This is a genomic window from Streptomyces sp. NPDC057939, from assembly GCF_042887545.1.
GTDB lineage: Bacteria > Actinomycetota > Actinomycetes > Streptomycetales > Streptomycetaceae > Streptomyces.
In genome coordinates, this window is the sequence record NZ_JBHVPG010000001.1 from 225,117 (window position 1) to 249,301 (window position 24,185).

The 24,185-nt window shown below is 73.3% G+C and carries 23 protein-coding genes; 9 read left to right on the top strand and 14 right to left on the bottom strand.

Translation table 11 applies throughout. The features are described 5' to 3' along the window. The first annotated feature begins 12 nt into the window (after nucleotides 1–12). Together ACFVS6_RS01020 and ACFVS6_RS01025 are read left to right on the top strand one after the other, a co-directional pair. Nucleotides 13–744, top strand: a complete 732-nt coding sequence (locus ACFVS6_RS01020; protein ID WP_389699837.1) for a hypothetical protein — start codon at nucleotides 13–15, stop codon at nucleotides 742–744. Nucleotides 745–846: 102 nt separating this feature from the next. After that, nucleotides 847–2,139 (top strand): M18 family aminopeptidase, encoded by a 1,293-nt coding sequence (locus ACFVS6_RS01025; protein ID WP_389699838.1) that lies wholly within the window; start codon nucleotides 847–849, stop codon nucleotides 2,137–2,139. A 73-nt stretch (nucleotides 2,140–2,212) separates the two neighbouring features. Here ACFVS6_RS01025 and ACFVS6_RS01030 read toward each other — a convergent pair whose 3' ends face one another. Then, nucleotides 2,213–4,066, bottom strand: coding sequence for an NHL domain-containing thioredoxin family protein (locus tag ACFVS6_RS01030; protein WP_389699839.1), 1,854 nt, complete (start codon nucleotides 4,064–4,066; stop codon nucleotides 2,213–2,215). 81 nt (nucleotides 4,067–4,147) lie between these two features. After that, on the bottom strand, nucleotides 4,148–4,972 hold the full coding sequence (locus ACFVS6_RS01035) for a hypothetical protein (protein ID WP_389699840.1): 825 nt from the start codon (nucleotides 4,970–4,972) through the stop codon (nucleotides 4,148–4,150). Nucleotides 4,973–5,004: 32 nt separating this feature from the next. On the opposite strand from ACFVS6_RS01035, the gene ACFVS6_RS01040 reads away from it, so the two are divergent. Continuing rightward, nucleotides 5,005–5,562: an LURP-one-related/scramblase family protein gene (locus ACFVS6_RS01040; protein ID WP_389699841.1), complete on the top strand. Its 558-nt coding sequence runs from the start codon at nucleotides 5,005–5,007 to the stop codon at nucleotides 5,560–5,562. A 94-nt stretch (nucleotides 5,563–5,656) separates the two neighbouring features. On the opposite strand, the gene ACFVS6_RS01045 is transcribed toward ACFVS6_RS01040, so the two are convergent. Next, complete coding sequence (locus tag ACFVS6_RS01045) at nucleotides 5,657–5,971, bottom strand: hypothetical protein (RefSeq protein ID WP_389699842.1); 315 nt, start codon at nucleotides 5,969–5,971, stop codon at nucleotides 5,657–5,659. After that, nucleotides 5,968–6,768, bottom strand: a complete 801-nt coding sequence (locus tag ACFVS6_RS01050; protein WP_389699843.1) for a carbon-nitrogen family hydrolase — start codon at nucleotides 6,766–6,768, stop codon at nucleotides 5,968–5,970. Before ACFVS6_RS01050 ends, ACFVS6_RS01045 begins: the two co-directional genes overlap by 4 nt. 137 nt (nucleotides 6,769–6,905) lie before the next feature. On the opposite strand from ACFVS6_RS01050, the gene ACFVS6_RS01055 reads away from it, so the two are divergent. Further along, nucleotides 6,906–7,730, top strand: a complete 825-nt coding sequence (locus ACFVS6_RS01055; protein ID WP_389699844.1) for a maleylpyruvate isomerase family mycothiol-dependent enzyme — start codon at nucleotides 6,906–6,908, stop codon at nucleotides 7,728–7,730. Nucleotides 7,731–7,748: 18 nt separating this feature from the next. Here the strand turns inward: ACFVS6_RS01055 and ACFVS6_RS01060 are convergent, their stop codons facing one another. Continuing rightward, nucleotides 7,749–9,119, bottom strand: coding sequence for a nitrate/nitrite transporter (locus ACFVS6_RS01060; protein WP_389699845.1), 1,371 nt, complete (start codon nucleotides 9,117–9,119; stop codon nucleotides 7,749–7,751). Continuing rightward, on the bottom strand, nucleotides 9,116–9,775 hold the full coding sequence (locus ACFVS6_RS01065) for a GntR family transcriptional regulator (RefSeq protein WP_389699846.1): 660 nt from the start codon (nucleotides 9,773–9,775) through the stop codon (nucleotides 9,116–9,118). Before ACFVS6_RS01065 ends, ACFVS6_RS01060 begins: the two co-directional genes overlap by 4 nt. Before the next feature lie 146 nt (nucleotides 9,776–9,921). On the opposite strand from ACFVS6_RS01065, the gene ACFVS6_RS01070 reads away from it, so the two are divergent. Next, nucleotides 9,922–11,124: a DUF418 domain-containing protein gene (locus ACFVS6_RS01070; protein ID WP_389699847.1), complete on the top strand. Its 1,203-nt coding sequence runs from the start codon at nucleotides 9,922–9,924 to the stop codon at nucleotides 11,122–11,124. On the opposite strand, the gene ACFVS6_RS01075 is transcribed toward ACFVS6_RS01070, so the two are convergent. After that, complete coding sequence (locus ACFVS6_RS01075) at nucleotides 11,108–13,003, bottom strand: C1 family peptidase (RefSeq protein WP_389699848.1); 1,896 nt, start codon at nucleotides 13,001–13,003, stop codon at nucleotides 11,108–11,110. The genes ACFVS6_RS01070 and ACFVS6_RS01075 overlap by 17 nt on opposite strands. A 118-nt stretch (nucleotides 13,004–13,121) precedes the next feature. On the opposite strand from ACFVS6_RS01075, the gene ACFVS6_RS01080 reads away from it, so the two are divergent. Continuing rightward, the gene (locus tag ACFVS6_RS01080) at nucleotides 13,122–13,643 is read left to right on the top strand and encodes a nucleotidyltransferase domain-containing protein (protein WP_389699849.1); all 522 of its coding nucleotides are present in this window, start codon (nucleotides 13,122–13,124) and stop codon (nucleotides 13,641–13,643) included. A gap of 136 nt (nucleotides 13,644–13,779) precedes the next feature. On the opposite strand, the gene ACFVS6_RS01085 is transcribed toward ACFVS6_RS01080, so the two are convergent. Together ACFVS6_RS01085 and ACFVS6_RS01090 are read right to left on the bottom strand one after the other, a co-directional pair. Further along, complete coding sequence (locus tag ACFVS6_RS01085; protein WP_389699850.1) at nucleotides 13,780–14,652, bottom strand: hypothetical protein; 873 nt, start codon at nucleotides 14,650–14,652, stop codon at nucleotides 13,780–13,782. Between the two features lie 216 nt (nucleotides 14,653–14,868). Next, entirely contained in the window at nucleotides 14,869–15,507 is a 639-nt protein-coding gene (locus ACFVS6_RS01090; RefSeq protein WP_389699851.1) for a TIGR04222 domain-containing membrane protein, read from the bottom strand. A 186-nt stretch (nucleotides 15,508–15,693) separates the two neighbouring features. Between ACFVS6_RS01090 and ACFVS6_RS01095 the strand changes: the two genes are divergently transcribed. After that, nucleotides 15,694–16,902 (top strand): DUF1266 domain-containing protein, encoded by a 1,209-nt coding sequence (locus tag ACFVS6_RS01095; protein WP_389699852.1) that lies wholly within the window; start codon nucleotides 15,694–15,696, stop codon nucleotides 16,900–16,902. Between the two features lie 42 nt (nucleotides 16,903–16,944). On the opposite strand, the gene ACFVS6_RS01100 is transcribed toward ACFVS6_RS01095, so the two are convergent. The 5 genes from ACFVS6_RS01100 to pdhA form a co-directional block, all read right to left on the bottom strand. Beyond that, complete coding sequence (locus ACFVS6_RS01100) at nucleotides 16,945–17,709, bottom strand: hypothetical protein (RefSeq protein ID WP_389699853.1); 765 nt, start codon at nucleotides 17,707–17,709, stop codon at nucleotides 16,945–16,947. A gap of 65 nt (nucleotides 17,710–17,774) precedes the next feature. Then, nucleotides 17,775–18,713, bottom strand: a complete 939-nt coding sequence (locus tag ACFVS6_RS01105; RefSeq protein WP_389699854.1) for a GNAT family N-acetyltransferase — start codon at nucleotides 18,711–18,713, stop codon at nucleotides 17,775–17,777. 142 nt (nucleotides 18,714–18,855) lie between these two features. Beyond that, the gene (locus ACFVS6_RS01110) at nucleotides 18,856–20,292 is read right to left on the bottom strand and encodes a dihydrolipoamide acetyltransferase family protein (protein WP_389699855.1); all 1,437 of its coding nucleotides are present in this window, start codon (nucleotides 20,290–20,292) and stop codon (nucleotides 18,856–18,858) included. 11 nt (nucleotides 20,293–20,303) lie between these two features. Then, entirely contained in the window at nucleotides 20,304–21,284 is a 981-nt protein-coding gene (locus ACFVS6_RS01115; protein WP_281210538.1) for an alpha-ketoacid dehydrogenase subunit beta, read from the bottom strand. Nucleotides 21,285–21,289: 5 nt separating this feature from the next. Then, a complete protein-coding gene (gene pdhA / locus ACFVS6_RS01120) occupies nucleotides 21,290–22,498 on the bottom strand; it encodes a pyruvate dehydrogenase (acetyl-transferring) E1 component subunit alpha (RefSeq protein ID WP_389699856.1) in 1,209 nt (402 codons plus the stop codon). 325 nt (nucleotides 22,499–22,823) lie between these two features. On the opposite strand from pdhA, the gene ACFVS6_RS01125 reads away from it, so the two are divergent. After that, entirely contained in the window at nucleotides 22,824–23,486 is a 663-nt protein-coding gene (locus tag ACFVS6_RS01125; RefSeq protein ID WP_030857586.1) for a response regulator transcription factor, read from the top strand. Between the two features lie 244 nt (nucleotides 23,487–23,730). Next, nucleotides 23,731–24,156 (top strand): pyridoxamine 5'-phosphate oxidase family protein, encoded by a 426-nt coding sequence (locus ACFVS6_RS01130; RefSeq protein WP_389699857.1) that lies wholly within the window; start codon nucleotides 23,731–23,733, stop codon nucleotides 24,154–24,156. The last annotated feature ends 29 nt before the right edge of the window (nucleotides 24,157–24,185 follow it).

The following is a 24,185-nucleotide window of genomic DNA, read 5'->3' on the forward strand; positions in this document are numbered from 1 at the left end:
ACGCTCGTAGACATGAGCCCACAGGAGCAGCACAGCAGCAGGGGGTATTCCGTCCCCACCGGGCGCCCGTACGCCCTCAAGGAGCTGCAGGCGAATGTGGGCGCCCTCGGCGACCGCGTCAAGGAGCTGTACGACGGCGCCCACCCCGCCGAGTACGAGCCCGTGGCCGACGCCCTCTACCTGGCCTTCCGCACCGCCGCGGGCCTCGCCCCCGCCAAGAGCTACACCGGGTGCCCCGAGCACCCCAACGGCGCGCTCGACCCCGAGGCACCGGACGGCTGGGGCCGCTGCCTCATCTGCAACGACCGGCGCCGCCTCGGCCGCCGCCTCCAGGGCACCCGCGCCGCCGGACCCGCCGCCGGGGAACAGCGGCGGCTCGGCTACCCGGTGCCCGAGCCCCCGTACGGCCTCGACGTCCTGCGCCACTACCTGCGCGTCGTCGACGAGCAGCGGTTCCACCTGACCCTCGGCTCCGCCGACGAGGACTTCGTGCGCATCGCGGACGACCTGCACCGCGCCTTCATCGTGGCCCGCGAACTGTCCCGGCCCCGCAACGCCTCGGGATGCTCCGAACACCCCGGCGCGCCGATCGACCCCGATGCCCCTCCCGGCGAGGCCTGTATCTTCTGCGCCGGACGCAAAAGACGCGCGCAGCGCCCCGCGCAGACCCCCGAGATGCTCCCGCGCATCCGTCGGGGCGAGCGCAGGCAGTTGCAGCGCAGATTCGAGCGTCCGCCGGGCTGATCGCGAAGGGACTTCGGGCCACACACCCCGCGGTCCTCGACCTTTCCGCTATCCGCCGCAGTCCGGCCAATGGCGAACACGACCGTCGTTAAGGTGAACCACATGACCTCTCCCGCCCGCTTCGACCGCGGACACACCGACGATCTGATGACCTTCCTGACGGCCAGTCCGTCGCCGTACCACGCCGTGGCCAACTCGGCCGCACGGCTGGAGAAGGCGGGCTTCAGGCAGTTGTCGGAATCGGATGCCTGGGACTCGGGCACGGGTGGCAGGTTCGTACTCCGCGGGGGCGCCCTCATCGCCTGGTACGTCCCCGAGGGCGCGGCGGCGCACACTCCCTTCCGGATCGTCGGCGCGCACACCGACTCCCCCAACCTGCGGGTCAAGCCCGTCCCGGACACCGGCTCCCAGGGCTGGCGGCAGGTCGCCGTCGAGATCTACGGCGGCACCCTGCTCAACACCTGGCTGGACCGGGACCTCGGCCTGGCGGGCCGGTTGACGCTGCGCGACGGCACCGAACGCCTCGTCAACATCGACCGCGCGCTGCTGCGGGTTCCCCAACTCGCCGTCCACCTGGACCGGTCGGTGAACACCGACGGCCTGAAGCTGGACAAGCAGCGGCACATGCAGCCGATCTGGGGCCTGGGCGACGCCCGCGAGGGCGACCTGATCGCCTTCCTCGAAGAGGAAGAGGGCCTGGAACAGGGCTCGGTGGCCGGCTGGGACCTGATGGTCCACTCCATCGAACCGCCCGCCTACCTGGGCCGCGACCGCGAACTCCTCGCCGGACCGCGGATGGACAACCTGCTGTCGGTGCACGCGGGCGTCGCGGCGCTCGCCGCCGTCTCCACGGCCGACAAGCTCGACCACATCCCGGTGCTGGCCGCCTTCGACCACGAGGAGAACGGCTCCCAGTCGGACACCGGCGCCGACGGCCCGCTCCTGGGCAACGTGCTGGAACGTTCAGTCTTCTCTCGCGGCGGCACCTACGAGGACCGGGCCCGCGCCTTCGCGGGCACCATCTGCCTGTCCTCCGACACCGGACACGCGGTGCACCCCAACTACGCGGAACGGCACGACCCCTCGCACCACCCGCGCGCCAACGGCGGCCCGATCCTCAAGGTCAACGTCAACCAGCGGTACGCGACGGACGGCAGCGGCCGCGCGGTGTTCGCGGGCGCCTGCGAGCGCGCCGGCGTCCCGTGGCAGACGTTCGTCTCCAACAACTCGATGCCGTGCGGCACCACGATCGGCCCGATCACCGCCGCCCGTCACGGCATCCAGACCGTCGACATCGGCGTGGCCATCCTGTCGATGCACAGCGCCCGCGAACTCTGCGGCGCCGACGACCCGTACCTCCTCGCGAACGCCCTGCTCTCCTTCCTGCAGGGCTGACCGACCGGCCGGTCGACAGAAACCCCCGGACCGCACGTCGCGGGCCGGGGGTTCCCGTGCTTCCGCTCCGGTACTACTCCGCGTCCAGGCCCGCCAGGACCAGCGGGAGGCGGGTCGCGGCGTCCGGGACGAGACGGACGGGCACGCCCCAGTCCTGCTGGTGGACGTGGCAGGCCGGGTACTCGTTCGCCGGGTCGTCGTCGCAGGACGCGGCCATCGCCGAGACGTGCAGCACGCCCTCGGGAACCTCCGGGTTCAGTTCCAGGTCGCGGAACAGGTCCGTGCCCCGGCCCTCGCCGGACACCAGGAGTTCCGGCGGGGTCGAGGAGACCAGCAGCCGGGTCGAGGGACCGTAGCGGGTGTCGAGCTTCTGGCCGGCCGGGGCCTGGAAGACCACGTCGAGGCGCAGCGTGCCGGGGGCGACCTCGGTGGCGGCCCGCCGGGTGCGGTGGGCGACCGCGTCGACCCGTACGGCCTCCTCGGGCAGGCGCAGCCGGGTCAGCCGGTGCCGGGCGGACTCCACGACCACGATGTCGTCGTCGACGAGGACCGCGTCGCTCGGCTCGCGCAGGTCGGTGGCGAGCGTCGAGACCTGCCCGGTGGCGGGATCGTAGCGGCGCAGCGCGTGGTTGTACGTGTCGCAAACCGCTACCGAGCCGTCCGGCAGGGCGGTGACCCCGAGCGGGTGCTGGAGGAGGGCCTGCGCGGCGTCGCCGTCGCGGTGGCCGAAGTCGAACAGGCCGCTGCCGACGGCGGTGACGATCGCGTAGCCGTCGGCCCCGGAGCCCGCCCCTGCCTCGACGTACCGCAGGGCGCTGGTCTCGGAGTCGGCGATCCACAGCCGGTCCCCGGCGGCGGCGAGCCCCGACGGCTGGGCGAACCAGGCCTCGGCGGCCGGCCCGTCGACGAGGCCCTCGTTGGTGGTCCCGGCCGCCACCGCGACCGTGCCGGTCTCGGGGTCCCAGGTCCACAGCTGGTGCACGCCGGCCATGGCGATCCACACCTTGCCCTGCCACCAGGCGACGTCCCAGGGCGAGGACAGGTCGACCTCAAGGGCCGGGCCCGAGGTCGGCGAGCCCTGCCACCACTGGCGTCCCGTACCGGCGACGGTCTCGACGGCCCCTGTGACCGGGTCGAAGGTGCGCAGCGCGTGGTTGACGGAGTCGGCGACGACGACGCGGCCGTCGGGCAGCAGCGTCAGGCCCTGGGGTTCGCTGAAGCTCTCGGCGGTGAAGCCGCGCGAGCCGCTGCCGATGCGGCGCACGACGCCCTCCCCGTCCGGGGCGAGCTCGACGAGCTGGTGCCGGGTGGAGTCCGACACCAGGAAGTTCCCCGAGGGCAGCAGCAGGGCCTTGCCGGGGAAGCGCAGGTCGGTCGCGACCGGCTCGGGCGCCACGTAGGGCCCGTCGCCGCGCCGCAGGGTCCCCTTGGCCTCGTGCTCGGCCTCCAGCTCCTCGACCAGCCGCTCGATGGCGTGGGCGTGGCCCTCACCGGCGTGCTGGGCGACGACGTACCCCTCGGGGTCGATGACGACGAGCGTGGGCCAGGCCCGCACGGCGTACTGCTTCCAGGTGGCGAGCTCGGGGTCGTCCAGGACCGGGTGGTGGACCTCGTACCGCTCGACGGCGTCGACCACGGCCGCGTGGTCGGCCTCGTGGACGAACTTCGGCGAGTGCACGCCGACGATCACCATGGTGTCCCGGTGCTTCTCCTCCAGCTCACGGAGCTCGTCGAGGACGTGCAGGCAGTTGATGCAGCAGAACGTCCAAAAATCGAGGATCAATACGCGACCTCGGAAGTCGGCCAGGGTCAGATCCTTGCCGCCGGTGTTCAGCCAGCCGCCCTTGCCGATCAGCTCGGGGGCACGGACACGGGCACGTCGGCGGGGCGCGGGCGCGGGGGTGGGCGCCGGGGCAGCATCGTTCATCCTTCAAGCTTGCCATCCGGTCGTGAAGCGCCCGTCACGGCCGTGCGAAGAGCGCCGTGAGGCGGGTGGGCGGGGGCCGCCCTACGGCGCGGGCGTCGGTGGGGCCGATGCCAGGAAGGACTTCAGGGAGCCGACCAGGGCCGCCACGAACGCGTCCCGGGCGGGCTCCGACAGCAGGTCCAGGGACAGGTACGGGTTCAGGTCCTCCAGTTCGACGAGGAGCAGTTCCCCGGAGGGTGCCCGGCAGGCGTCCACGCGCTGGATGCCGTGCGCGAGGGTGTTCCAGGCGATGAAGCGGCTCGCGAAGGCCAGGTCCTCGTCGGTGGGCTCGTAGGGGACGAGGTCCCAGCGGCGCGCCGGGTCGGGGGCGTGGAGGGCGTACTGGAAGGCGTCGTCGACGAAGTAGAAGGACACCTCGTAGGCGAAGTCGATCCGCGGCTGGATCAGCACCTCGCCCGCCGGGCCGGCCGGGTGCGCGGTGAAGGTGAGGCCTATGGAGTCGGCGCCCTGCTTGGGCTTGACCGCGTACTCGGGCACCTCGGGCAGCAGGTGCAGGTCGGCGGGGTCGTCGATGGTGGGGATGACCGGGAACCCGGCGGCGGTCAGGTCCAGGAGGTACTGCTTCCCGGCCATGTCGCCGCGTCCGCCGAGCGGGTTGTAGACGCGGGTCCCGGTGGCGAGGGCGGCCGTCCGGAAGGCGTCGTAGGCCTGCTGGTAGTGCAGGACGGGGCCGCTGTTGCGGACGACGACGGCGTCGAAGCCGCCCATCAGGGCCGCGGCGTCCAGCGGGTGGCAGACGGCGAGGGGGAAGTGCTCGCGCAGCCGGGAGGTGAGGAACACGTCCTCGTCGCCGTAGCGGCGGCCGCGGGCCGGGTACGCCAGGTCGGTCACGTAGAGGAGAGGCATGGCTGCAACCTATCGCGGGCACCGATGACCGCATGAAATACCTCGTACGGGACAAAGTGCTCGCTATCGGCGACGACTACTGGATCGAGGACGAGGACGGCCGGCACGCCTTCCTCGTCGACGGGAAGGCGCTGCGGCTGCGCGACACCCTGGAGCTGAAGGACCCCGACGGGCGGATCCTGCTCACCCTGCGGGAGAAGCTGTTCTCGCTGCGCGACGCGATGACGCTGGAGCGCGACGACCGGCGGCTCGCGGTCATCCGCCGCAAGCGGCTCTCGCTGCTGCGCCACCATCACCGCGTGACGCTGGTCGAGGGGACGGAACTCGACGTCAGCGGCCGGATCGCGGAGCGCGAGTTCAAGATCGAGTACGCGGGCGAGCTGCTCGCGCTGGTCTCGCGCCAGTGGTACCGGATCCGCGAGACCTACGCCGTCGACGTGATCCGGGAGGACGCGGACGCGGCCCTGCTGATCGCGGTCGCCGTGTGCGTGATCCGGATGACCGAGCGGGAGGGCGAGGACGCCCGGGAGGGGGCCGGGGAGGACGCCCGGGGCACCCTCGGCGACGCCGCCCGTGCCGCAGTCGGCTGACCCCGGTCGGGGGGCGGTCGGAGTAGCGGGCCCGGTCGGAGCGGTCGGCCCGGTAGGCCCGGTCGCCCGACCGCCCCGACCGGGCGGCACCGCCCTACGCGGTCTGCGCCCGTGCCCCCTCCGCGTGGTGGGCGCGGGCCGCGAGGCGGCCCTGGGCGAAGGGGTCGGAATCCGGGGAGTACGGCCCGCCGTGGGCCTCCAGGTGCTCGGTGATGCGCTGCCACTCCGCCACGACGGCCGGATCGGCGTCCGCGTCCCTGGCCGCCTCCAGGGCCTCGTGGGCCTCGTGGTGGTCCATGCCGGTGGCCTCGTCGCACACCCGGTCGCGCACCGCGCGCTCGCCGGGGGCGGGCACGTGGGGTTCCTGCGCGGCCTCGACCTCCGCCTCCCGCCCCTCGGGCGCGCTCACCGCGCACCGCCCGGGGCCCGCAGACCCAGCGCCCGGTCCTTCAGCGCCGGGAACTGGTCGCGGGTCTCGGCGACCTTCTTCGGGTCCAGGTCCACCGTGACGACGTCCTCGCCCGGCCCGGCCTCGGCCAGGACCTCGCCCCACGGGTCGACCACCAGGCTGTGCCCGGACTGCTCGACGCCGGCGTGCGTGCCGGCCAGCGCGCAGGCGAGGACGTACGACTGGTCCTCGACCGCCCGCGCCCTGTTCAGCAGCGTCCAGTGGGACCTGCGGCGGGCCGGCCAGCCGGCGGCCACGACCATCGTCGTCGCGCCGGCGTCGACCAGGCCGCGGAACAGTTCCGGGAAGCGCAGGTCGTAGCAGGTGGCGATGCCGAGGGTCTGCTCCGGCAGGGTCACCGTGGTCAGGGAGTCGCCCGCCGACAGCAGGACGGCCTCGCCCTGGTCGAAGCCGAAGCGGTGGATCTTGCGGTAGGTCGCGGCGAGCTCGCCCGTCGGGGAGAGGGTGAGGGCCGTGTTGTAGAGGGAGCCGTCGCCCGCGCGCTCCACGATCGAGCCGGCGTGCAGCCAGACGCCGGCGTCCCTGGCCGCGTCGGACATGGCCTCGTAGGTGGGGCCGTCCAACGGTTCGGCCTCGGTCTCGAACTGCTCGTAGGCGAAGGCGCCCACGGTCCACAGTTCGGGCAGCACGACGAGATCGGAATCGCTCTGATCCCGTACGAGTTCGGCCACGCGGGACCGGCGGGAAGCGACCGACTCCCCTTCATTCACCGCGATTTGGATCAGCGAAGCGCGCACAGTACCACCGTCCTGGCTTGTCAGCCGTCGACTCGGGCCTACGATCGTCACACGAAAGCACTGCCGGGGTGCTCACCGGCAGCGTACTTTTGGGCATAGTCCACAACGCGCCACTGAACAGCACGCGAGGGGTCCCGTTGACCGTCCATCCCAGCCTTCAGCCCTATGCCGACGCGTGGACGCATTCCATCGAGGCGATATCCGAGCTGGTCCTCCCGTTGCCCGAGCGCGACTGGAACCGGGCGACGCCCTGCCCCGGCTGGTCCGTCCGTGACGTTGTGTCACACATCATCGGCATCGAGTGCGAGCAGCTCGGAGACCCCCGTCCGATCCACACCCTCCCGCGCGATCTGCGGCACGTGGTGGACGAGTTCACCCGCTACATGGAAGTCCAGGTGGACGTCCGCCGCCACCACACCGCTCCGGAGATGACCTCGGAGCTGGAGTACACGGTCATCCGCCGCTCGCGCCAGCTGCGCAACGAGAAGCGGGATCCGGCCACGATGGTGCGCGGGCCGCTCGGCGAGCAGGTGACGCTGGAGCAGGCGCTGCGGCTGCGCGCCTTCGACGTGTGGATCCACGAGCAGGACCTGAGGGCGGCGCTGGGCGTGCCGGGGAACTGGGACTCCCCCGGCGCGTACGTGGCGCAGGACATGCTGCTGGCCGGCCTGCCGAAGGCGGTCGCGAAGGGCGCGGGCGCCCCGGCGAACTCGGCGGTCGTCATCGACGTGCACGGGCAGCTGGAGTTCATGCGGACCGTACGGGTGGACGCGGCGGGTCGCGGCACCCTGGACAAGTCGCCGTCGCTGGGCCCGGCCGTGACGCTGACCCTGGACTGGGAGACGTACGTCCGCCTCGCCGCGGGCCGGGTGCGGCCCCGCACGGTCGCCGACCGGGTCAAGGCGGAGGGCGATCAGGAGCTGGCCGAGGCCATCCTGGCCGCGTTCGCCGTCACTCCGTAGCGCCCCGGAACCCGTACCTCAGACCCCGGCCGCGGCCGGTGGTGAGGCCGGGTCCGCGGCGGGAGCGGCGGCCTGCGCGCAGGGGACGGCGGCGGCGGCCCGGGAGCGTTCCCGGGCGAGCGCGCGGCCCCGCAGCCGCAGGATCTGGCTGGTCCCCAGCACCTGGAGGACGAAGACCGAGGAGAAGGCGATCCGGTAGTCGTCCCCGGTGGCGTCGAGCAGGACGCCCACCGCGAGCAGGGTGGTCATCGACGCGAGGAAGCCGCCCATGTTGGTGATGCCGGACGCGGTGCCCTGCCGCTCGGCCGGGTTGGCGGGCCGGGCGAAGTCGAAGCCGATCATCGAGGCCGGACCGCAGGTGCCGAGCACCACGCACAGCGTGACCAGGAGCCACATCGGGGCCCGGTCCCCGGGGTGGACGAGGACGGCGGCCCACAGGGCGGCGGTCACGCCGACGGTGGTGAGGGCCAGCGGGATCCGTGCTCCCTGCCGACGGCCGACGACCTGCCCGTAGACCAGCCCGAAGGCCATGTTCGAGGCCACGATCAGGGTCAGCAGCCCGCCCGCGGCGGTCCTCGACAGCCCCTGGGCCTCGACGAGGAAGGGCATCCCCCACAGCAGCAGGAACACCATCGCCGGGAACTGGGTCGTGAAGTGCACCCACAGGCCGAGCCGTGTGCCGGGCTCCCGCCAGGAGTCGGCGATCTGCCGGCGCACGAACCGACCGGCGGCCCCCCGCCCCGCCGCACGCGCGACGGGCGGGCTCCCGTACCCGTCGGGGTGGTCCCGCAGGAACAGCACGAGCGGGACCAGCACCACCAGCCCGGCGACGGCGCTGCCCGCGAAGGCCGGGACCCAGCCGATGCCGTGCAGGACGGGCGCCAGGACGAGGGTGGAGACGAGGTTTCCGGCCATGCCCACCAGCCCGGCCAGCTGGGCCATCAGCGGCGCCCGTCGGGCCGGGAACCACCGGGTGCCGAGCCGCAGGACGGAGATGAAGGTCATCGCGTCGCCGCAGCCCAGCAGGGCGCGGGCGGCCAACGCCATGCCGTAGGACGGCGACAGGGCGAAGCCGATCTGCCCGGCGGTGAAGAGGACGGCGCCCAGCGTGAGCACCTTCTTGGTGCCGAGGCGGTCCACCATCAGGCCGACGGGTATCTGCATCCCCGCGTAGACCAGCAACTGGAGCAGGGAGAAGGTGGCCAGGGCGGAGGCGTTGACCTGGAAGCGGTCGGCGGCGTCGAGTCCGGCGACGCCGAGGCTGGTCCGGAAGATGACGGCGACGAAGTAGACGGCGACGCCGATCGACCAGACGGCGACGGCCTCCCGCCCGCCGGGCGGATCCTTCGGGACGGGGCCGGCGTGCCTTCCCTCGGTGGCGGCGCTCATCGACCCGCCCCCCGCACGAGCGCCTCGACCCGTCCGATGTGTCCGCGCACCGCCGCGGCCGCCGCCTCCGCGTCCCCGGCGCGCAGCGCGTCCAGGATCTCGGCGTGCTCGGCCAGTGTGCGGTCCATCCGGTCGGGGTGGGCGTGCAGCAGGGCGACGCCCATCCGCAGTTGCCGGTCGCGGAGCTGGTCGTAGAGGCGGGAGAGGATGGCGTTGCCGGCGTGGCGCACGATCTCGGCGTGGAAGCACCGGTCGGCGGTCATCGCGGCGGCGGTGTCGCCCCCGGCGGCATGCCGCCGCTGCTCGGCGAGCAGGGCGGCGAGCCGCTCCAGCAGGGCGGGCGGGGCGGGCACGGCCCTGCGTACGGTGAACTCCTCGACCAGCAGCCGGGTTTCGATGACGTCGGCGATCTCCTGCGCGGAGACCGGCAGCACCAGCGCGCCCTTCTTCGGGTACAGCTTCAGCAGGCCCTCGGTCTCCAGCCGCAGCAGCGCCTCGCGGACCGGGGTGCGGGACACCCCGACGGCCTCGGCGACCTCGCCCTCGGTGAGCAGCACCCCGCCCTCGTAGCGGCGCTCCAGCACGCCCTGCTTGACGTGGCGGTAGACGCGGTCGGCCGCGGTGACGGTGGGCGCGGCGGGGGAGTCGGATGGCATGGGCACAGCTTAGATACAACACAGGTGCAAGCCGGGGGGCCGTCCGGGATGTGGACGCGGCCCGGCCACGGCTGCATCGAAGGATGTACCGGCCGGTCGTCCACGGGCACGACGTGCGACGCCCTCCGCGCCGGGACGCTGAAGTCATGGCCGACACCCTGATCGCCCCGGCGCGGCGCGCGACCGCGCGGCTGCCCCTCCTCGACGTCCTGCGCGGCGCCGCCATCCTCGGCACCCTCATGACCAACGTCTGGATCTTCACCTCCCCCGGCTCCGAGTGGGGCGTCCTCACGGGCGGCCTCACCTCGGCCGACCCGCTGTCCGACCCGTCCGCCGCCGACATCGCCGAGACGGTGTTCCGCGCCCTCGCCGACGGCAAGTTCCTGGCCCTGCTCACGATCCTGTTCGGCGTCGGCCTGGCCATCCAGTACGACTCCGCGGCCCGTCGCGGCAACCCGTGGCCCGGCCGGTACTGGCGGCGGGCCGCCTTCCTCTTCGCGGAGGGCACCGTCCACTTCCTGCTCGTCTTCGCCTGGGACGTGCTGATGGGCTACGCGCTCACCGCCCTCCTCGTCGCCTGGCTGCTGGCCCGCTCCGAGAAGGTCCGGCGCCGGGCCATGTGGACGGCCGGGGCGCTGCACCTGGTGATGGTGTCGCTGCTGACCCTCGCCCTGACGGGCGGATCGCAGGACGGCTCCCGGACGTCCGGCTCCGGCTCCGGTGGCCTCGACCCCGATGTCGTCGCCCTCTACGCCGAGGGGAGCTGGTTCGACCAGGTCGCCTTCCGGCTGGAGAACTTCGCCGCCCTGCGCATCGAACCCGTCTTCTCCTTCGGGCTGCTGGTGTTCCTCTTCCTGCTCGGGGTCCGCCTGCACCGCGCCGGCGCCTTCACCGCGAGCGACGCGGGCCGCCGCGTCCGGACCCGGATGGCCGGCTGGGGCCTGGGCCTCGGCCTTCCCCTGACCGTCGCGACCACCCTCGGCGGCGGCGACTTCTTCGCCGTCGGCCGCTACGGCGTCGCCCCGCTCGTCGCCGTCGGCTACATCGGGCTCATCGGCATCGCCCTCGACCGGCTGTGGCTGCCGAAGCCGCTGGTGACCGCCCTCGGCTCGGTCGGCCGTACCGCCCTGTCCTGCTACGTCGCCCAGAACCTGCTCTGCGTCCTGCTCTGCTACGGCATCGGGCTCGGCCTCGCCACCCGCTTCGCCGACACCGGCCCCTGGTGGGTGATGGGCCTGTGGGCGGCCGTCTCCCTGACCCTGGTAGCCGGCTCGTGGTTGTGGCTGCGCCGCTTCGACCGGGGACCGCTGGAGGCCCTCCAGCACCGGGTCCTCACGCCGGGCCGATGACCTGGCCCTCGTGCCAGCCCGAACCGTCGCGCCAGTAGTGCTGGAGCAACCGGTCGGTGCGCAGCACGACGGCCTCCAGGTTGAACCCGAAGCTGCCCTGGAGCATCCCGGTGACGGCCAGCACGTCATGCCCGAAGACCGCGCCCCGGATCCAGCCCGCGCCGGCCGCGTTCCCCCGCCACCAGTGCTCCACCCGACCGTCGCCGCGGGCCGCGCACAGCTCGTAGTTCCCCGCGGTGTCCTCGTCCGCGGCCCCGTGCTGGCCCTCGATCAGGCAGGGCGCGGAGGTGATGCCGCCGCCGAACACCTCGCCCGGCCGCCACACGAAGCCGTTTCCGTCGTCCCGCCACCACAGCTGCATCCGGCCGTCGGCGCGGGCCGCGACGAGGTCCAGCCGGCGGCCCCGGGTCTGGATCAGGGCGGGACCGAAGTGGGCGGTGCCGGGCGCGAACCGGCCGCCGTCGTTCCAGGTCCAGGGGGCGCCGTTGATCCGCCACCAGTGGTTCAGCCGGCCGTCGGCGGTGCGGACGACCACCTCGAAGTTCCCCGGCTTGCCGTAGTCGCTCTGGATGAACGCCGGGGTCGAACCGACGGCCGCGTCGCCCGGACCGAAGGCACCGCCGTCGCGCCAGACCCGGACGGCCTGCTCGAAGTACCAGTGGCGCAGCCTGCCGCCCGTCGTGACGTGCAGGGACTCCATGTTCCGGTTGTAGGTGGTGCCGGTGAAGGCCGGTTGGCCGGACGCGTCGTGCGCGAACGTCTCCGCCCGGGACCAGGAGTGGGGGGCGTCGCCGTCGCGCCACCAGTGCCGCAGCCGGCCCCCGCCCGCGGTCGCGGCCATCTCGAAGTTGCGGTGGGCCCGGCCGTTGCCGCTCTCGTAGATGTTGCCCGTGTGCAGCCGGCGCTTGCTCCAGGGGTCGATGTTCGTGCCGTGCAGGCCGCACTTGGCCCAGTCGTCGATGCCGGAATCGCCGTACGCGATCCGGCCGTAGCCGCCGACGTGGTGGCCGGGCCCCCAGGAGTTCCGGAACAGCCAGCAGCCCGCCGCGTCGTCGTAGCCGACGATCAGCACGCAGTGGCCGCCCGCGAGGCGGTCGCTGGTGCGGTGGTAGACGCCGGCGCCGAGCCCGAAGAAGTCGTCGTACACGTCGAAGCAGGCCGTCAGCGGTCCGACCGTGTCCAGCCACACCTTCTGCTGCTCGACGTCGCCGAGCCGTACGTGCTCGGTGATCCGCACGGTCCGCCCCGACCGGTCCCAGCTCGGCGTGTACTCGGCCCTCCATGCCTCCCGCCGCTCGGCGGGCAGGCCCGGGGGCGGTGTGCCGTACGGCCAGCAGTCCGGGTCCGCGAGGCCCCCGTTCGTCCGGATCCAGTGCAGTGCGGTCTCCGGGTCGCCGCCCTGTCCGCAGGCCGACTTCATCCCGTCGTGCACGTCCCCCTCGGAACGCTCGGCCCACACCCCGTGCTCGATCCGCGCCATCGACTCCACCAGCGCGGCCGCCCCGAACACCCAGCAGGATCCGCACGGGTTCTGGTCCTTCACCCGGGTCAGCCACGGCCTCCCCCAGCGACTGCGCCAGTCCACGGAGACGGGTCGCCCGCCGCCCGGCCCGGCGCTCCCCGCCGCGCCGGGCAGCAACCCGTGCGCGGCCCTGCGCCGGGTCACGTCCGGATTGCCGCTCGCGTGCCCGACGAGCGCCCGCAGGTCGACGGGGGCGGCCTCCGCCGCCCGGGTCAGGTGCACCCCCGGCTCCAGACCGAGCGCGGGCCGCGGCACGGGATCCGTGTCCGCCAGGTGCTCGCCGACGGACCACCTCGCCCCGCACGCCGCGAGCTGCGCCCGTAGCTCCCCCACGGTCTGGACGGACTCCTGCGGCATGGCGGCCCCCCGGCTGCGCGCGTTCGGATGCGAGACCCCTGAACGTCTCCCCGCCGCGGAACCCCGTCAAGGGGGTCCGCACGGTCGCTCGGTGGCACGGGGGTCGTACGGTGATCACATGAACGACCCGCGTGCGCGACGCCAGTTGACGATGATCGCCGAGGTGCTCGGACTCGGCGTGGAGGTCTGGCTCCGGGGCGGCTGGGCCATGGACTTCTGGCTCGGCCGGATCACCCGCGAGCACGAGGACGTCGACTGGTTCGCCCGGTCACGGGACGCCGGCCGGCTGACCGGACCGCTCGTCGCCCGCGGGTACGAGGTCCTGCGGTCCGACGCCCAGCAGTTGGACCTCGTACGGGACGGCGAGGAACTCAGCTTCGCGCTGATCGACCGGGACGCGGACGGCCGGGTCGTGGTGGCGGGCGGCCCCTGGGCGGGAACGCCGTGGCCCGCCGGAATGCTGGACATGGCGGAGCCGGGGCGGCTGGGCGCGCTGGAGTGCCCGGTGGTCTCCCCGGCGGCGCAGATCGAGATCAAACGCATGACCCCGGTGTGGATACCGGGCCGCCCCCGGCGCCCGAAGGACGCCGCGGACGTGGCACTGCTGGAGGCGGCTCAGGCCGCCCGGGGAGCGCTCTGACGCGTGCCGGCAGGGCCGTGCGGCGAAGGCCCGGCGCGCGTGCCGGACCCCGCGGCGGGGAGACCCTGTGCGGGCGCGCGCGGGGCAGCGTCGTCGCCCGGACGCCGCGAGGCGGACGGGAATGTGACGACAGGCCCTAGGGGACCGGAACCGGTACGGGGAGCGGGGGGAGGCCGGGCAGGCCGAGGCCGGTGAGGAGCGCGACGAGCGCGGCGACCAGGCTGGTCAGGACGTCGGTGGCCTTGGCCTTGGCATCGGTCGAACAGCCGCAGGCACCGGCCGTCCTGAGGAGTCCGTCGACGGACTCCTTGAGCTTGTCGACGGACGCCGTCATCACGTCGAGCGGCCCGGCGAAGGCCCGCGCCGGCACGGGCGGCACCTTGGTCCCGGCGACGGGAACCTGCGGTGCGACGACCGGGACCTGCGGTGCGGCAACGGGCGGCTTCGGGGCGTCCGCCGGGGCCTTCGGCGCATCGACGGGCAGCTTCGGACCGTCCACCGGGACCTCCGGAGCCGCGACCGGCAGCTTCGGACCGTCCGCCGGGGCCTTCGGCGCATCGACGGGCAGCTTCGGACCGTCCACCGGGACCTCCGGAGCCGCGACCGGCAGCTTCGGCGGATCGGTCGGGAGCTTCGGGGCGTCCACCGGCGGGGCCGGAACGGCGGGGGCGGGCGGGAGGTTCTTCCTCAGGTCGGCGAGGGCCGTGTCGATCTTCGCCCTGAAGGCGGCCACGTCCGCCTCGGGGAGTTTGCCGTCGGCGGACTTGAAGACGGCGGCGAGGAGATCGGTCACGGGCTGCAACACCCCCGCGACGGTGCCGAGTTGCTGGATCTGCGCGAGCAGCGCCTCGGTGCCGGGGATCGACTTCGACCCGGGCTCGGCCGGCGCCGCGACCGGCGGGCGCGCGGGGACGTCGGCGGCGGTCGCGAGGCCGGGGGAGGCGACCAGCAGGGCGGTGCAGAGGACGGCGGGGACGGCGTGGCGGGTGAAGCGCGTGGAGCGGCGCAACGGATCTCTCCTGTCCGGCGGGGACCTACGGCGACATGGGACGTGTCCCGGTCCACGTAGCGGCACCCCGCCGGACCCCGCAACCGCAGCGCGTCCACCACTCCCGGGGACACGCCGCGCAACCGGCGTACGCACCGCCCTGACCGGCGGCGATGCCGTCACCCTCAGGTGATGCACCGTCAGACGTGCAGCCCAGCCGGCGCCCGCCCGGAACCCTCAGTCGCCACCCCCGCCACCGCCACCGCCGTCCCCGCCGCAGGAGTGGCCGCCGTCCCCGCCGTCGCCCGACCCGTCGTGACGGTCCTCCGCCCGGTCCAGGGCCCTGCCCATCCGGACGAGGGCCTTGCCCAAGCCGGCCGGCGGGGGCTGCGCCTGCGCGAGGGCCCGGCGCAGCAGCCGGTCCGGCAGCACGGGCGACCCGCCGAAGACGTACGGGGGCCAGGCGCGGCTCCGCCGGGCCCGCTCCACCATCCGCCGCCCGGCGGCGGTCGGCCGGTTCGGCCGGACGCGGCCCAGCAGCCCGGCCGCGCGCAGGTCCTGCCCGATCCGGGCCACCTCGGGGCCCCGGGCCAGCTCCGCCAGCACCATCGCCAGGCTCGCCCCGCGCGGGCAGAGCTCCGTCAGGGCCCGCTCCACGGGAGCGCTCCCGACGCCGGCCGGGGCCTCCGCCCGGACCCGGGAACCCATGACCCGCACGAGGCCCCGCTCCCGCAGCCGCAGCAGGGCGACCTCGGCCACCCGGTGCGGCCCGCCCGCCAGCCGGGCCAGTCCGTACACGTCCGCCTCGTACCCGTCCGCTCCGCACCCGCCCGATCCCGACCCCGACCCCGTTCCCGACCTCGTCCCCATCCCCATCCCCGTCCCCCGTTCCCGATCCCGTTCCCCCGGCGTGCGCGCGCCGTGTCCGGGAGATGTCCCCGCGGCGGTCGCGCCAACCCCGCGGGAGCCGGATTCAGAGCGGGATCTGAGCTTCCGCACCGGCCCGCGAACCGTTCCGGATCCGCCCCGCAACGTCCCGGGACGTCCGTATAGGGTCCCGGTATGACTGGCTGGACCGCGCCGAGCGCGATCGAGAGGGAACTGTACGGGGCCAAGGAGCGCGGCGACTGGCCCGGCTACCTCGACGCCCTCGCCCGGGCGGAGCTGTTCCTCCCGCAGTCCCGCGCCCGGGTCGACGCCGATCCGCGCCAGGCCCGCTTCCACCCGTCCCCCCACGACGGCAGCCTCGCCGTCTACACGCGGGGCATGCTGCCCGCACCCGACGCCGACACCGTCTTCCTGCGCCAGAGCCTCGCCTGGTTCGCGAACGCCTGGGACGAGCGGGACCCGGCCCACCTCGCCGTGAACCCGGGAACGCCCGCCGAGGCGTACCTCACCACCACGCCCGCCGACCGCGCCCGCTGGCGGGCCCATTGGGACGCCGCCACCACCTGGGGTCCGCAGCCCGGCGCCGTGCACGCCCTGCACACCGGCGGGCCGCTGCACGGACCCGTCGCGCACGGTCTGGCCGTGGGGGCCCACCTCTCCGTCCTCAACGGGGAGTTCTGGAACGCCCTCGGCTACCACGGCAAGGGCTACACCCGCGAGCGCGAGCGCCTGCGCGGCTCCTGGGGGATCACGGACGCCTCGGGCTGGTTCGACGTGCTGCGGCGCATGCAGAACGCCGAGGTCGTCAGCCCCGTGTGGGAGTTCGCGCTGCGCGTGCGCCGGATGCTCGCCTCCGACTTCGCGGGTCCCGTCGACGTCGAGCACTGGCGGCACGCCGTCGAGTACGGGCTGCGCCGCAGCGCCGAGCAGGCCGTCGAGCCGAAGCTGACCCCGGAGGGCGTGACCGTCGCCGAGCCGCGTCCCGTCGCCGAGCTCGAAGGGGAGATAGCCGGCGTGCAGCGGCTGATCGGCCGGATCGCCCGCTACGAGCAGCGCTTCCGCGCCGACGGGCTGCTCCCCGAGGGCGGATGGGTGCGTTCCGTCGCGGGCTGGGACCACGGCCGCGCCTCGCAGATGGCCCGCTGGGGCCTGGGCGCCCGCTACTGCACCGTCGAGGACACCGAGCGGTCCGTCCTCAGGGCGGGCGAGGCGGCCCGCGGCAGCTACCGGTCCTGGGCGGAACTCTCCGCCGGGTACCTGCTCGGGCGCTGCCTGCACTTCGACGAGGAGGAGTTCGGCGAGTGGTACGCGTCCTCGCTCGCCACGCACCTGACGCTGACCACCGATCCGGCGAGCCCCTGGCTCAACATCCCCTGGCGGTGACCGCCCCCGCCGGGTGAAGCCCGCCGGGCGCCCCGCCCGCGGCTACGGCAGGGCCGCGCGCACCCGCGACCAGGCGTCGACGGCCTCCGCCAAGGGGTCGTCGGCCGGCAGGAAGGGGCGTACGAGGACCATCCACGCGATCAGGCTCTTGATGCGGCGCAGGTGCAGGATCCGCTCGGGCGGCAGGTCGCGCCAGCCGACGGCCAGTGCGGCGGCCTCCCCCGGGGCGAGGTCGATCAGCTCCAGCAGTTCCCGGCACAGGGCCGCCGGGTCACCGCCGGGCCCGGGCCCGAACCGGCGGATCAGGTAGCTGCGGACGGCGGCCAGCTCCGAGCCCCGCGCGAGGTCGGGCACGCCCTCCGCCTCGGCGCAGCGGTAGCCGGCGGTCAGCGCGATCCGGCCCCAGCGCAGACGGACCCCGTCCGGCAGGTCCTCGTCCTGCATCCGCGCGCCGGCCAGGGCCCGCAGGGTTCGGGGGTGCGGCTCCTCCAGCAGCGGCGGCCCGGTGGCCAGCCAGGCCTCCAGTTCCGCCAGGGCGTGCCCGTCGGGCGGCACCGAGGTGAGCACCTGGCCGCGGGTGAGCAGCGCGACCATCGGGCCCGTGAGGTGGACCCGCGCGACGCGGCCGCCACCGACGAAGGGGACGGTCAGTCCGGCGGCCTCTATCCGGCGCAGCCCGAGGCGCGCTTCCCCGGCGGCGTACACCTGCCCGGGGCGGGCGGCGCCGCCGAGGCACCGTACGAGGCACACGCCGCCCGTGACGTCGGCCCGCTCGACGGAGTACACCTGCAACTCGGTGATGGGCACGCGGACCCCCTTTCCCGGGCGGAGGCTACCGCGCCCGGGCCGCGCGTTCACGCGGTCGGCGGGGCTCACGCCCCGGCGGGCTCCTCCAGGACGAGGCGGATCTCGGTGACCTCGTAGCCGCCCCGGTCGAAGGCGGCGGCCATCGGGACGTTCACCACGTCGGTGGTCGCGGTGACGCGCTCGGCGCCCGCCGCGGCGTGGAAGCGGGTGATCTCGCCGAGGACCTCGTCGATCAGGCCCTTGCCGCGCTGCTCGGGGACGACGCCGAGGTAGCCGACGTTGCGGTGGTACGGGGTCGCGGAGGGGATCGCCATCCCGGCGAGGGTGCCGTCGGGAAGGTGGGCCAGGCGCCACCAGGAGCGTTCGCCGGGGCAGTCGAGGTAGTAGGCGAAGTCGGCGCGGGCGAACTCCTCCTCCGTCATGGTGGCGAGTTCCTGCTGGGTGTTCAGGTCGAGGCTGCCGCGGGAGAGCCGGGCGAAGACGTCGAGGAACTCCTCGTCGGTGCCCTCGCGGAAGACGAGCCGGCCGGTGGGCTCGGGGGTTCCGGCGGCGGGCGTCCACTCGTAGCGCAGCCGCTCGACCTCCTGCGTCAGGCCGGCCCGTCGGGTGGCCTCCCGGCGCCAGGCCACGGCTTCGACGAGCGCCGGGTCGGCGCGCCAGTCGCGGGGCAGGGAGATGTTGTGCAGGGGGGCCTTGCCGAAGGCGGCGTGCCCGGCGGCCAGCAGGCCGGCGGTGACCGCGGCCGGGTCGGCGACGTCCGCGCGGACCTGGAGGCAGTCGAGGGCGACGGGCCGCTCGCTGTCGGCCCGCCCCCACCAGAGGGCGCGGGCGAGGACCTCGCCGTTGTCGTCCTCGGCGAACCAGATCCACTCGGGGCGGAACTGTCCTGCCGCGAGTTCCTCGCGGATGCGGTCGGGGGTGAGCGCCTCGACGGGGCCGTGGGCCGTGAAGGCGAGGGCGCGGTCGAGGTCTGCGGGGTCTGCTGTGGCAGCGCGGAATGTCATCGGGGTGATGATCACATGGTGGACGCCCTCCCACCAGGGGTTTTCCGTACGCCTGCGGGCCGGGGCCCGCGGCTCGCTGACGCGCCGGGGGCCGGCCTCCCCTGGGGAGGACCGGCCCTCGGCGGATCGGTGCGCGCCCGGTCTACGACCAGGTGATGAGCCGGCGCGGGTGTTCCAGGACCGCCGCGATGTCGGCCAGGAAGCGGGAGCCGAGCTCGCCGTCGATCAGTCGGTGGTCGAACGACAGCGCCAGGGTGGTGACCTGACGGGCCTTCACCTTGCCCTTGTGGACCCACGGCTGGAGCTTGATCGCACCGACCGCGAGGATCGCGGACTCGCCGGGGTTGATGATGGGCGTACCGGTGTCGACGCCGAAGACGCCGACGTTGGTGATGGTGATGGTGCCGTGCTGCATGTCGGCCGGGGAGGTCTTGCCGTCGCGGGCCGTGGCGACCAGCGACGAAAGGGCCTCGGAGAGCTCCGGCAGCGTCTTGGCGTGCGCGTCCTTGATGTTCGGGACGATCAGGCCGCGCGGGGTCGCCGCGGCGATCCCGAGGTTGACGTAGTGCTTGAGCACGATCTCCTGGGCCGCCTCGTCCCAGGACGCGTTGACGTCCGGGTTGCGGCGGATCGCCACGAGGACGGCCTTGGCGATGAGGAGCAGCGGGTTGATCCGCAGCCCGGCCAGGTCGGGATCGGCCTTGAGCTCGGTGACCAGCTTCATCGTCCGGGTCACGTCGAGGGTGATGAACTCGGTGACGTGCGGGGCGGTGAACGCGGAGCCGACCATGGCCTGGGCGGTGACCTTGCGGACGCCCTTGACCGGGACGCGGGTCTCGCGGGCCGAGGCGTCCACGGCGACCGCGACGGCGGGGGCCGGCGCGGCCTGTGCGGCCGGGGCCGCCACGGGTGCCGGGGCCACGACCTGCGGGGTGATCGCCGCGGCGGCCGCGGCGTGCACGTCCTCACGGGTCACGACGCCGCCCTCACCGGTGGCGACCACCGCGGCGAGGTCGATGCCGAGGTCCTTGGCGAGCTTGCGCACGGGCGGCTTGGCCAGCGGGCGCTCGCCCGTCGGCTGCGCCGGTACGGCGACGGCGACGGCCACCGCGGCGGGAGCCGCCGGGGCCGGAGCGGTGCCGTTGCGCGAGGGCGCGCCCTCGGCGGCCTTGCGGGGGCGCCGCTTGGTGGAGGCCGTGGACACGCCGTACCCGACGAGGACGGGCTGGCGCGCCGCGGGCTCCGGCTCGGCGGCCGCGGCGGCCTCCGAGCCCGTCGCGACGGCGGCGGCCACGGGGGCCTCGGCGACCGGGGCCGCCTCGTCCGCACCGGCGTCGGCACCGGTCCGCACCGAGATGATGACCTGGCCGACGTCGACCGTGGTCCCCTCCTCGAAGAGGAGGGCGTGCACGACCCCGTCGAAGGGGATCGGCAGCTCCACGGCCGCCTTCGCCGTCTCGACCTCGCAGACGACCTGCCCGTCGGTGACGGTGTCACCGGGCTGGACGTACCACTTGAGGATCTCGGCTTCGGTGAGGCCCTCGCCCACGTCGGGCATCTTGAATTCGCGGATCGTCATCGGGGCTCTCCTCAGTACGCCAGGGAGCGGTCGACGGCGTCGAGCACCCTGTCCAGGCCGGGCAGGTACTCGTCCTCCAGGCGGGCCGGCGGGTACGGGGCGTGGAAGCCTCCGACGCGCAGGACCGGCGCTTCGAGGTGGTAGAAGCAGCGCTCCGTGATGCGGGCGGCGATCTCGGAACCCATGCCCAGGAACACCGGCGCCTCGTGGACGACCACGAGCCGGCGGGTGCGCTCCACGGAGGCCTGGAGCCCGTCGAAGTCGACCGGGGACATCGAGCGCAGGTCCACGACCTCGACCGACTTGCCCTCCTCGGCGGCCGCCGCGGCGGCCTCCAGACAGACCTTCACCATGGGACCGTAGGCGGCCAGGGTGATGTCGGTGCCGGAGCGGGCGACGCGCGCCTTGTGGAGCTCGCCGGGGATGGCCTCGACATCGACCTCGCCCTTGTCCCAGTAGCGTCGCTTCGGCTCGAAGAAGATCACCGGGTCGTCGCTGAGGATCGCCTGCTGGAGCATCCAGTAGGCGTCGCTCGCGTTCGACGGCGAGACCACCTTGAGGCCCGGGACGTGCGCGAACAGCGCTTCGGGGGACTCGCTGTGGTGCTCGACGGCGCCGATGCCGCCCGCGTACGGGATGCGGATGACGACCGGCATCTTGATCTTGCCGAGGGCGCGGGCGTGCATCTTCGCGAGCTGCGTGACGATCTGGTCGTACGCGGGGAAGACGAACCCGTCGAACTGGATCTCCACGACCGGCCGGTAGCCGCGCAGGGCCAGACCGATGGCGGTGCCGACGATGCCCGACTCGGCGAGCGGGGTGTCGATGACCCGCTCCTCGCCGAAGTCCTTCTGCAGTCCGTCGGTGATGCGGAAGACGCCGCCGAGCTTGCCGACGTCCTCACCCATGATCAGGACCTTGGGGTCCGTCTCCAGGGCCTTGCGCAGCGACTCGTTGAGCGCCTTCGCGATCGACATCTTTTCGATGGCCATGGTGGTCACTCCCCACCCTCGAAGGACGCGAGGTACGAGGCGAACTGCGCCCGCTCCTCGTCGACGAGCGCGTGCCCGTCCGCGTAGACGTTCTCGAAGATCGCCATCGTGTCGGGGTCGGGCATGGCCCGTACGACCTCGCGCACGCGCTTGCCGAGAACCTCGCTCTCCGCCTCCAGCTCCGCGAAGAACGCCTCGTCGGCGCCCCCGGAGGCCAGCAGGTGGGCCTTCAGGCGCAGAATCGGGTCCTTCGCCTCCCAGGCCGCGGTCTCCTCGTCGCGCCGGTACTTCGTCGGGTCGTCCGAGGTGGTGTGCGCGCCCATGCGGTACGTGAACGCCTCGACCAGGGTCGGGCCCTCGCCGCGGCGCGCCCGGTCCAGCGCCCAGCGGGTGACCGCGAGGCAGGCCAGGACGTCGTTGCCGTCGACGCGGACGCCGGGGAAGCCGAAGCCCTGCGCGCGCTGGTAGAGCGGCACGCGCATCTGGCGCTCGGTGGGCTCGGAGATCGCCCACTGGTTGTTCTGACAGAAGAACACGACCGGCGAGTTGTAGACGGCCGAGAACGTGAAGGCCTCCGCGACGTCGCCCTGGCTGGACGCGCCGTCGCCGAAGTAGGCGATGACCGCCGAGTCGGCGCCGTCCTTGGCCACGCCCATGGCGTAGCCGGTCGCGTGGAGCGTCTGCGAGCCGATGACGATCGTGTACAGGTGGAAGTTGTTGACCGTCGGGTCCCAGCCGCCGTGGTTCACACCGCGGAACATGCCGAGCAGGTTGGTCGGGTCGACCCCGCGGCACCAGGCCACGCCGTGCTCGCGGTAGGTCGGGAAGACGTAGTCGTCGTCCCGCAGGGCCCGGCCGGAGCCGATCTGCGCCGCTTCCTGGCCGAGCAGCGAGGCCCACAGGCCCAGCTCGCCCTGGCGCTGGAGGGCGGTCGCCTCGCCGTCGAAGCGGCGGGTCAGGACCATGTCGCGGTACAGCCCGCGCAGGTCGTCGGTGGTGATGTCCGCGACGAAGGGCGCGAACTCCGCGAGGTCCGGATTGTCCGCGACCTCGACCCGTTCTCCTTCGGGCGTCAGCAGTTGTACGAGCTGAGGCTCGGCGTCGTGCGGCTGTGCGGTGGCGGCGGCGGTCTTGCGGGCGCTCGCCGCGCCGGCTGCCCGCTTGGTGCCGCTGCTGCGTCGCGGCTTGCGCGCGGCAGTGCTCTCCACGGTCACGTGTGCTCCTCCGTCGGTCCGGCACCCGGGTTCTCCGGGGTCCAGTGCGGCTCACCTGCATCTGTACCCGCGCACGGGGTGGGTGCGCGTCGAGTACGGGATTCAGGCGTGACAGGTGCCCCGGCGAGTGCCCTGCGCAATGCACGTTACCCAGTGCGCCGTATAACCGCGAAACCCCGTTTGACCTGCGATTTTGCTTGGATATCCAAGTAAATCGGCGGGAGCGCGAACAACCACTGGTCACAGCCTTGCAGGGGGCCGGAACAACGGCACGTTATCCCGGGTAACTCCGGCAGGGAAGGGGTGAGTGTGTGAAACTGACTTCGTGCGCGAAGACGGAAAAATCAAGGTATTCCTCCTGGACGACCACGAAGTGGTACGTCGGGGTGTTCATGAGCTGTTGTCGGTCGAAGACGACATCGAGATCGTCGGCGAGGCCGGTACCGCCGCGGACGCGCTGGTGCGCATCCCGGCGACCCGCCCCGACGTCGCCGTCCTCGACGTGCGGCTCCCGGACGGCAGCGGCGTCGAGGTGTGCCGGGAGGTGCGCTCGCAGAACGAGGACATCAAGTGCCTGATGCTGACCTCGTTCGCCGATGACGAGGCCCTCTTCGACGCGATCATGGCCGGCGCCTCCGGTTACGTCCTCAAGGCGATCCGCGGCAACGAGCTCCTGAGCGCCGTACGGGACGTGGCGGCCGGCAAGTCGCTGCTGGACCCCGTCGCGACCGCGCGGGTGCTGGAGCGGCTGCGCGACGGCAAGAACGGCAAGGGCGACGACCGGCTCTCCAACCTCACCGAGCAGGAGCGCAAGATCCTCGACCTGATCGGCGAGGGCCTGACCAACCGGGTGATCGGCGAGCGGCTCCACCTGGCCGAGAAGACGATCAAGAACTACGTCTCCAGCCTGCTCTCGAAGCTCGGCATGGAACGCCGCTCCCAGGCCGCCGCGTACGTGGCCCGCCTGCAGGCGGAGAAGCGCGCCTAGCCCGCCGTCGCGCGTGCGGGCGCCTTCCGTGCGTCCGTCCGTACGTCCGCACGTCCGGCGCTGCGGGCATGACGCAGGGTGACGATCCCGCCGGTGGGATGCCAGGGGGGATCGGGGCGCTCGGGGGGCGCCCGGTACGGCCGGCGCTGCCCGGGGAGCACCGGACCCATTCGGGACCAACGTCCCCGATCATCGGGGCTGGATCCTCTTTCCCGACGCCCTGTCGGTGTCGGAGAGTGGTCGCATGTCCCCAGAGGAACTCCACGCCATCGAACTGTTGCGCCGCGTGCCCTACGGCCGGGTCGCCACCAGCATGCGCGCGCTGCCCTTCCTCGCGCTCGCCCGCCACATCGTGGTGAACGGCAAGGTCGTACTGAGAATGCACGCCGGTTTCGGCTATCACCAGGCCTGCAACGGCAGTGTCGTTTCGTACGGGGCGGACAACTTCAATTCCCCCGACGACCGCCTGTGGTCGGTGCAGTTCACCGGAACCGCACAGATCGTCGAACCGACCAACGCGGAACTGGAACTATTCGGTCCGGGCCCGCATTTCGTGGACGGGGCGGTCTTCGACCCGGTCTACATGCGCATCGAGCCGCAACTCGTCACCGTGCACACCCTGGCCGGGAACATGAGCCGACAGGAACGGCAGTACCAACACGCACTGTGATCATCGGACGGAACGTCCGCCTCGCGCGG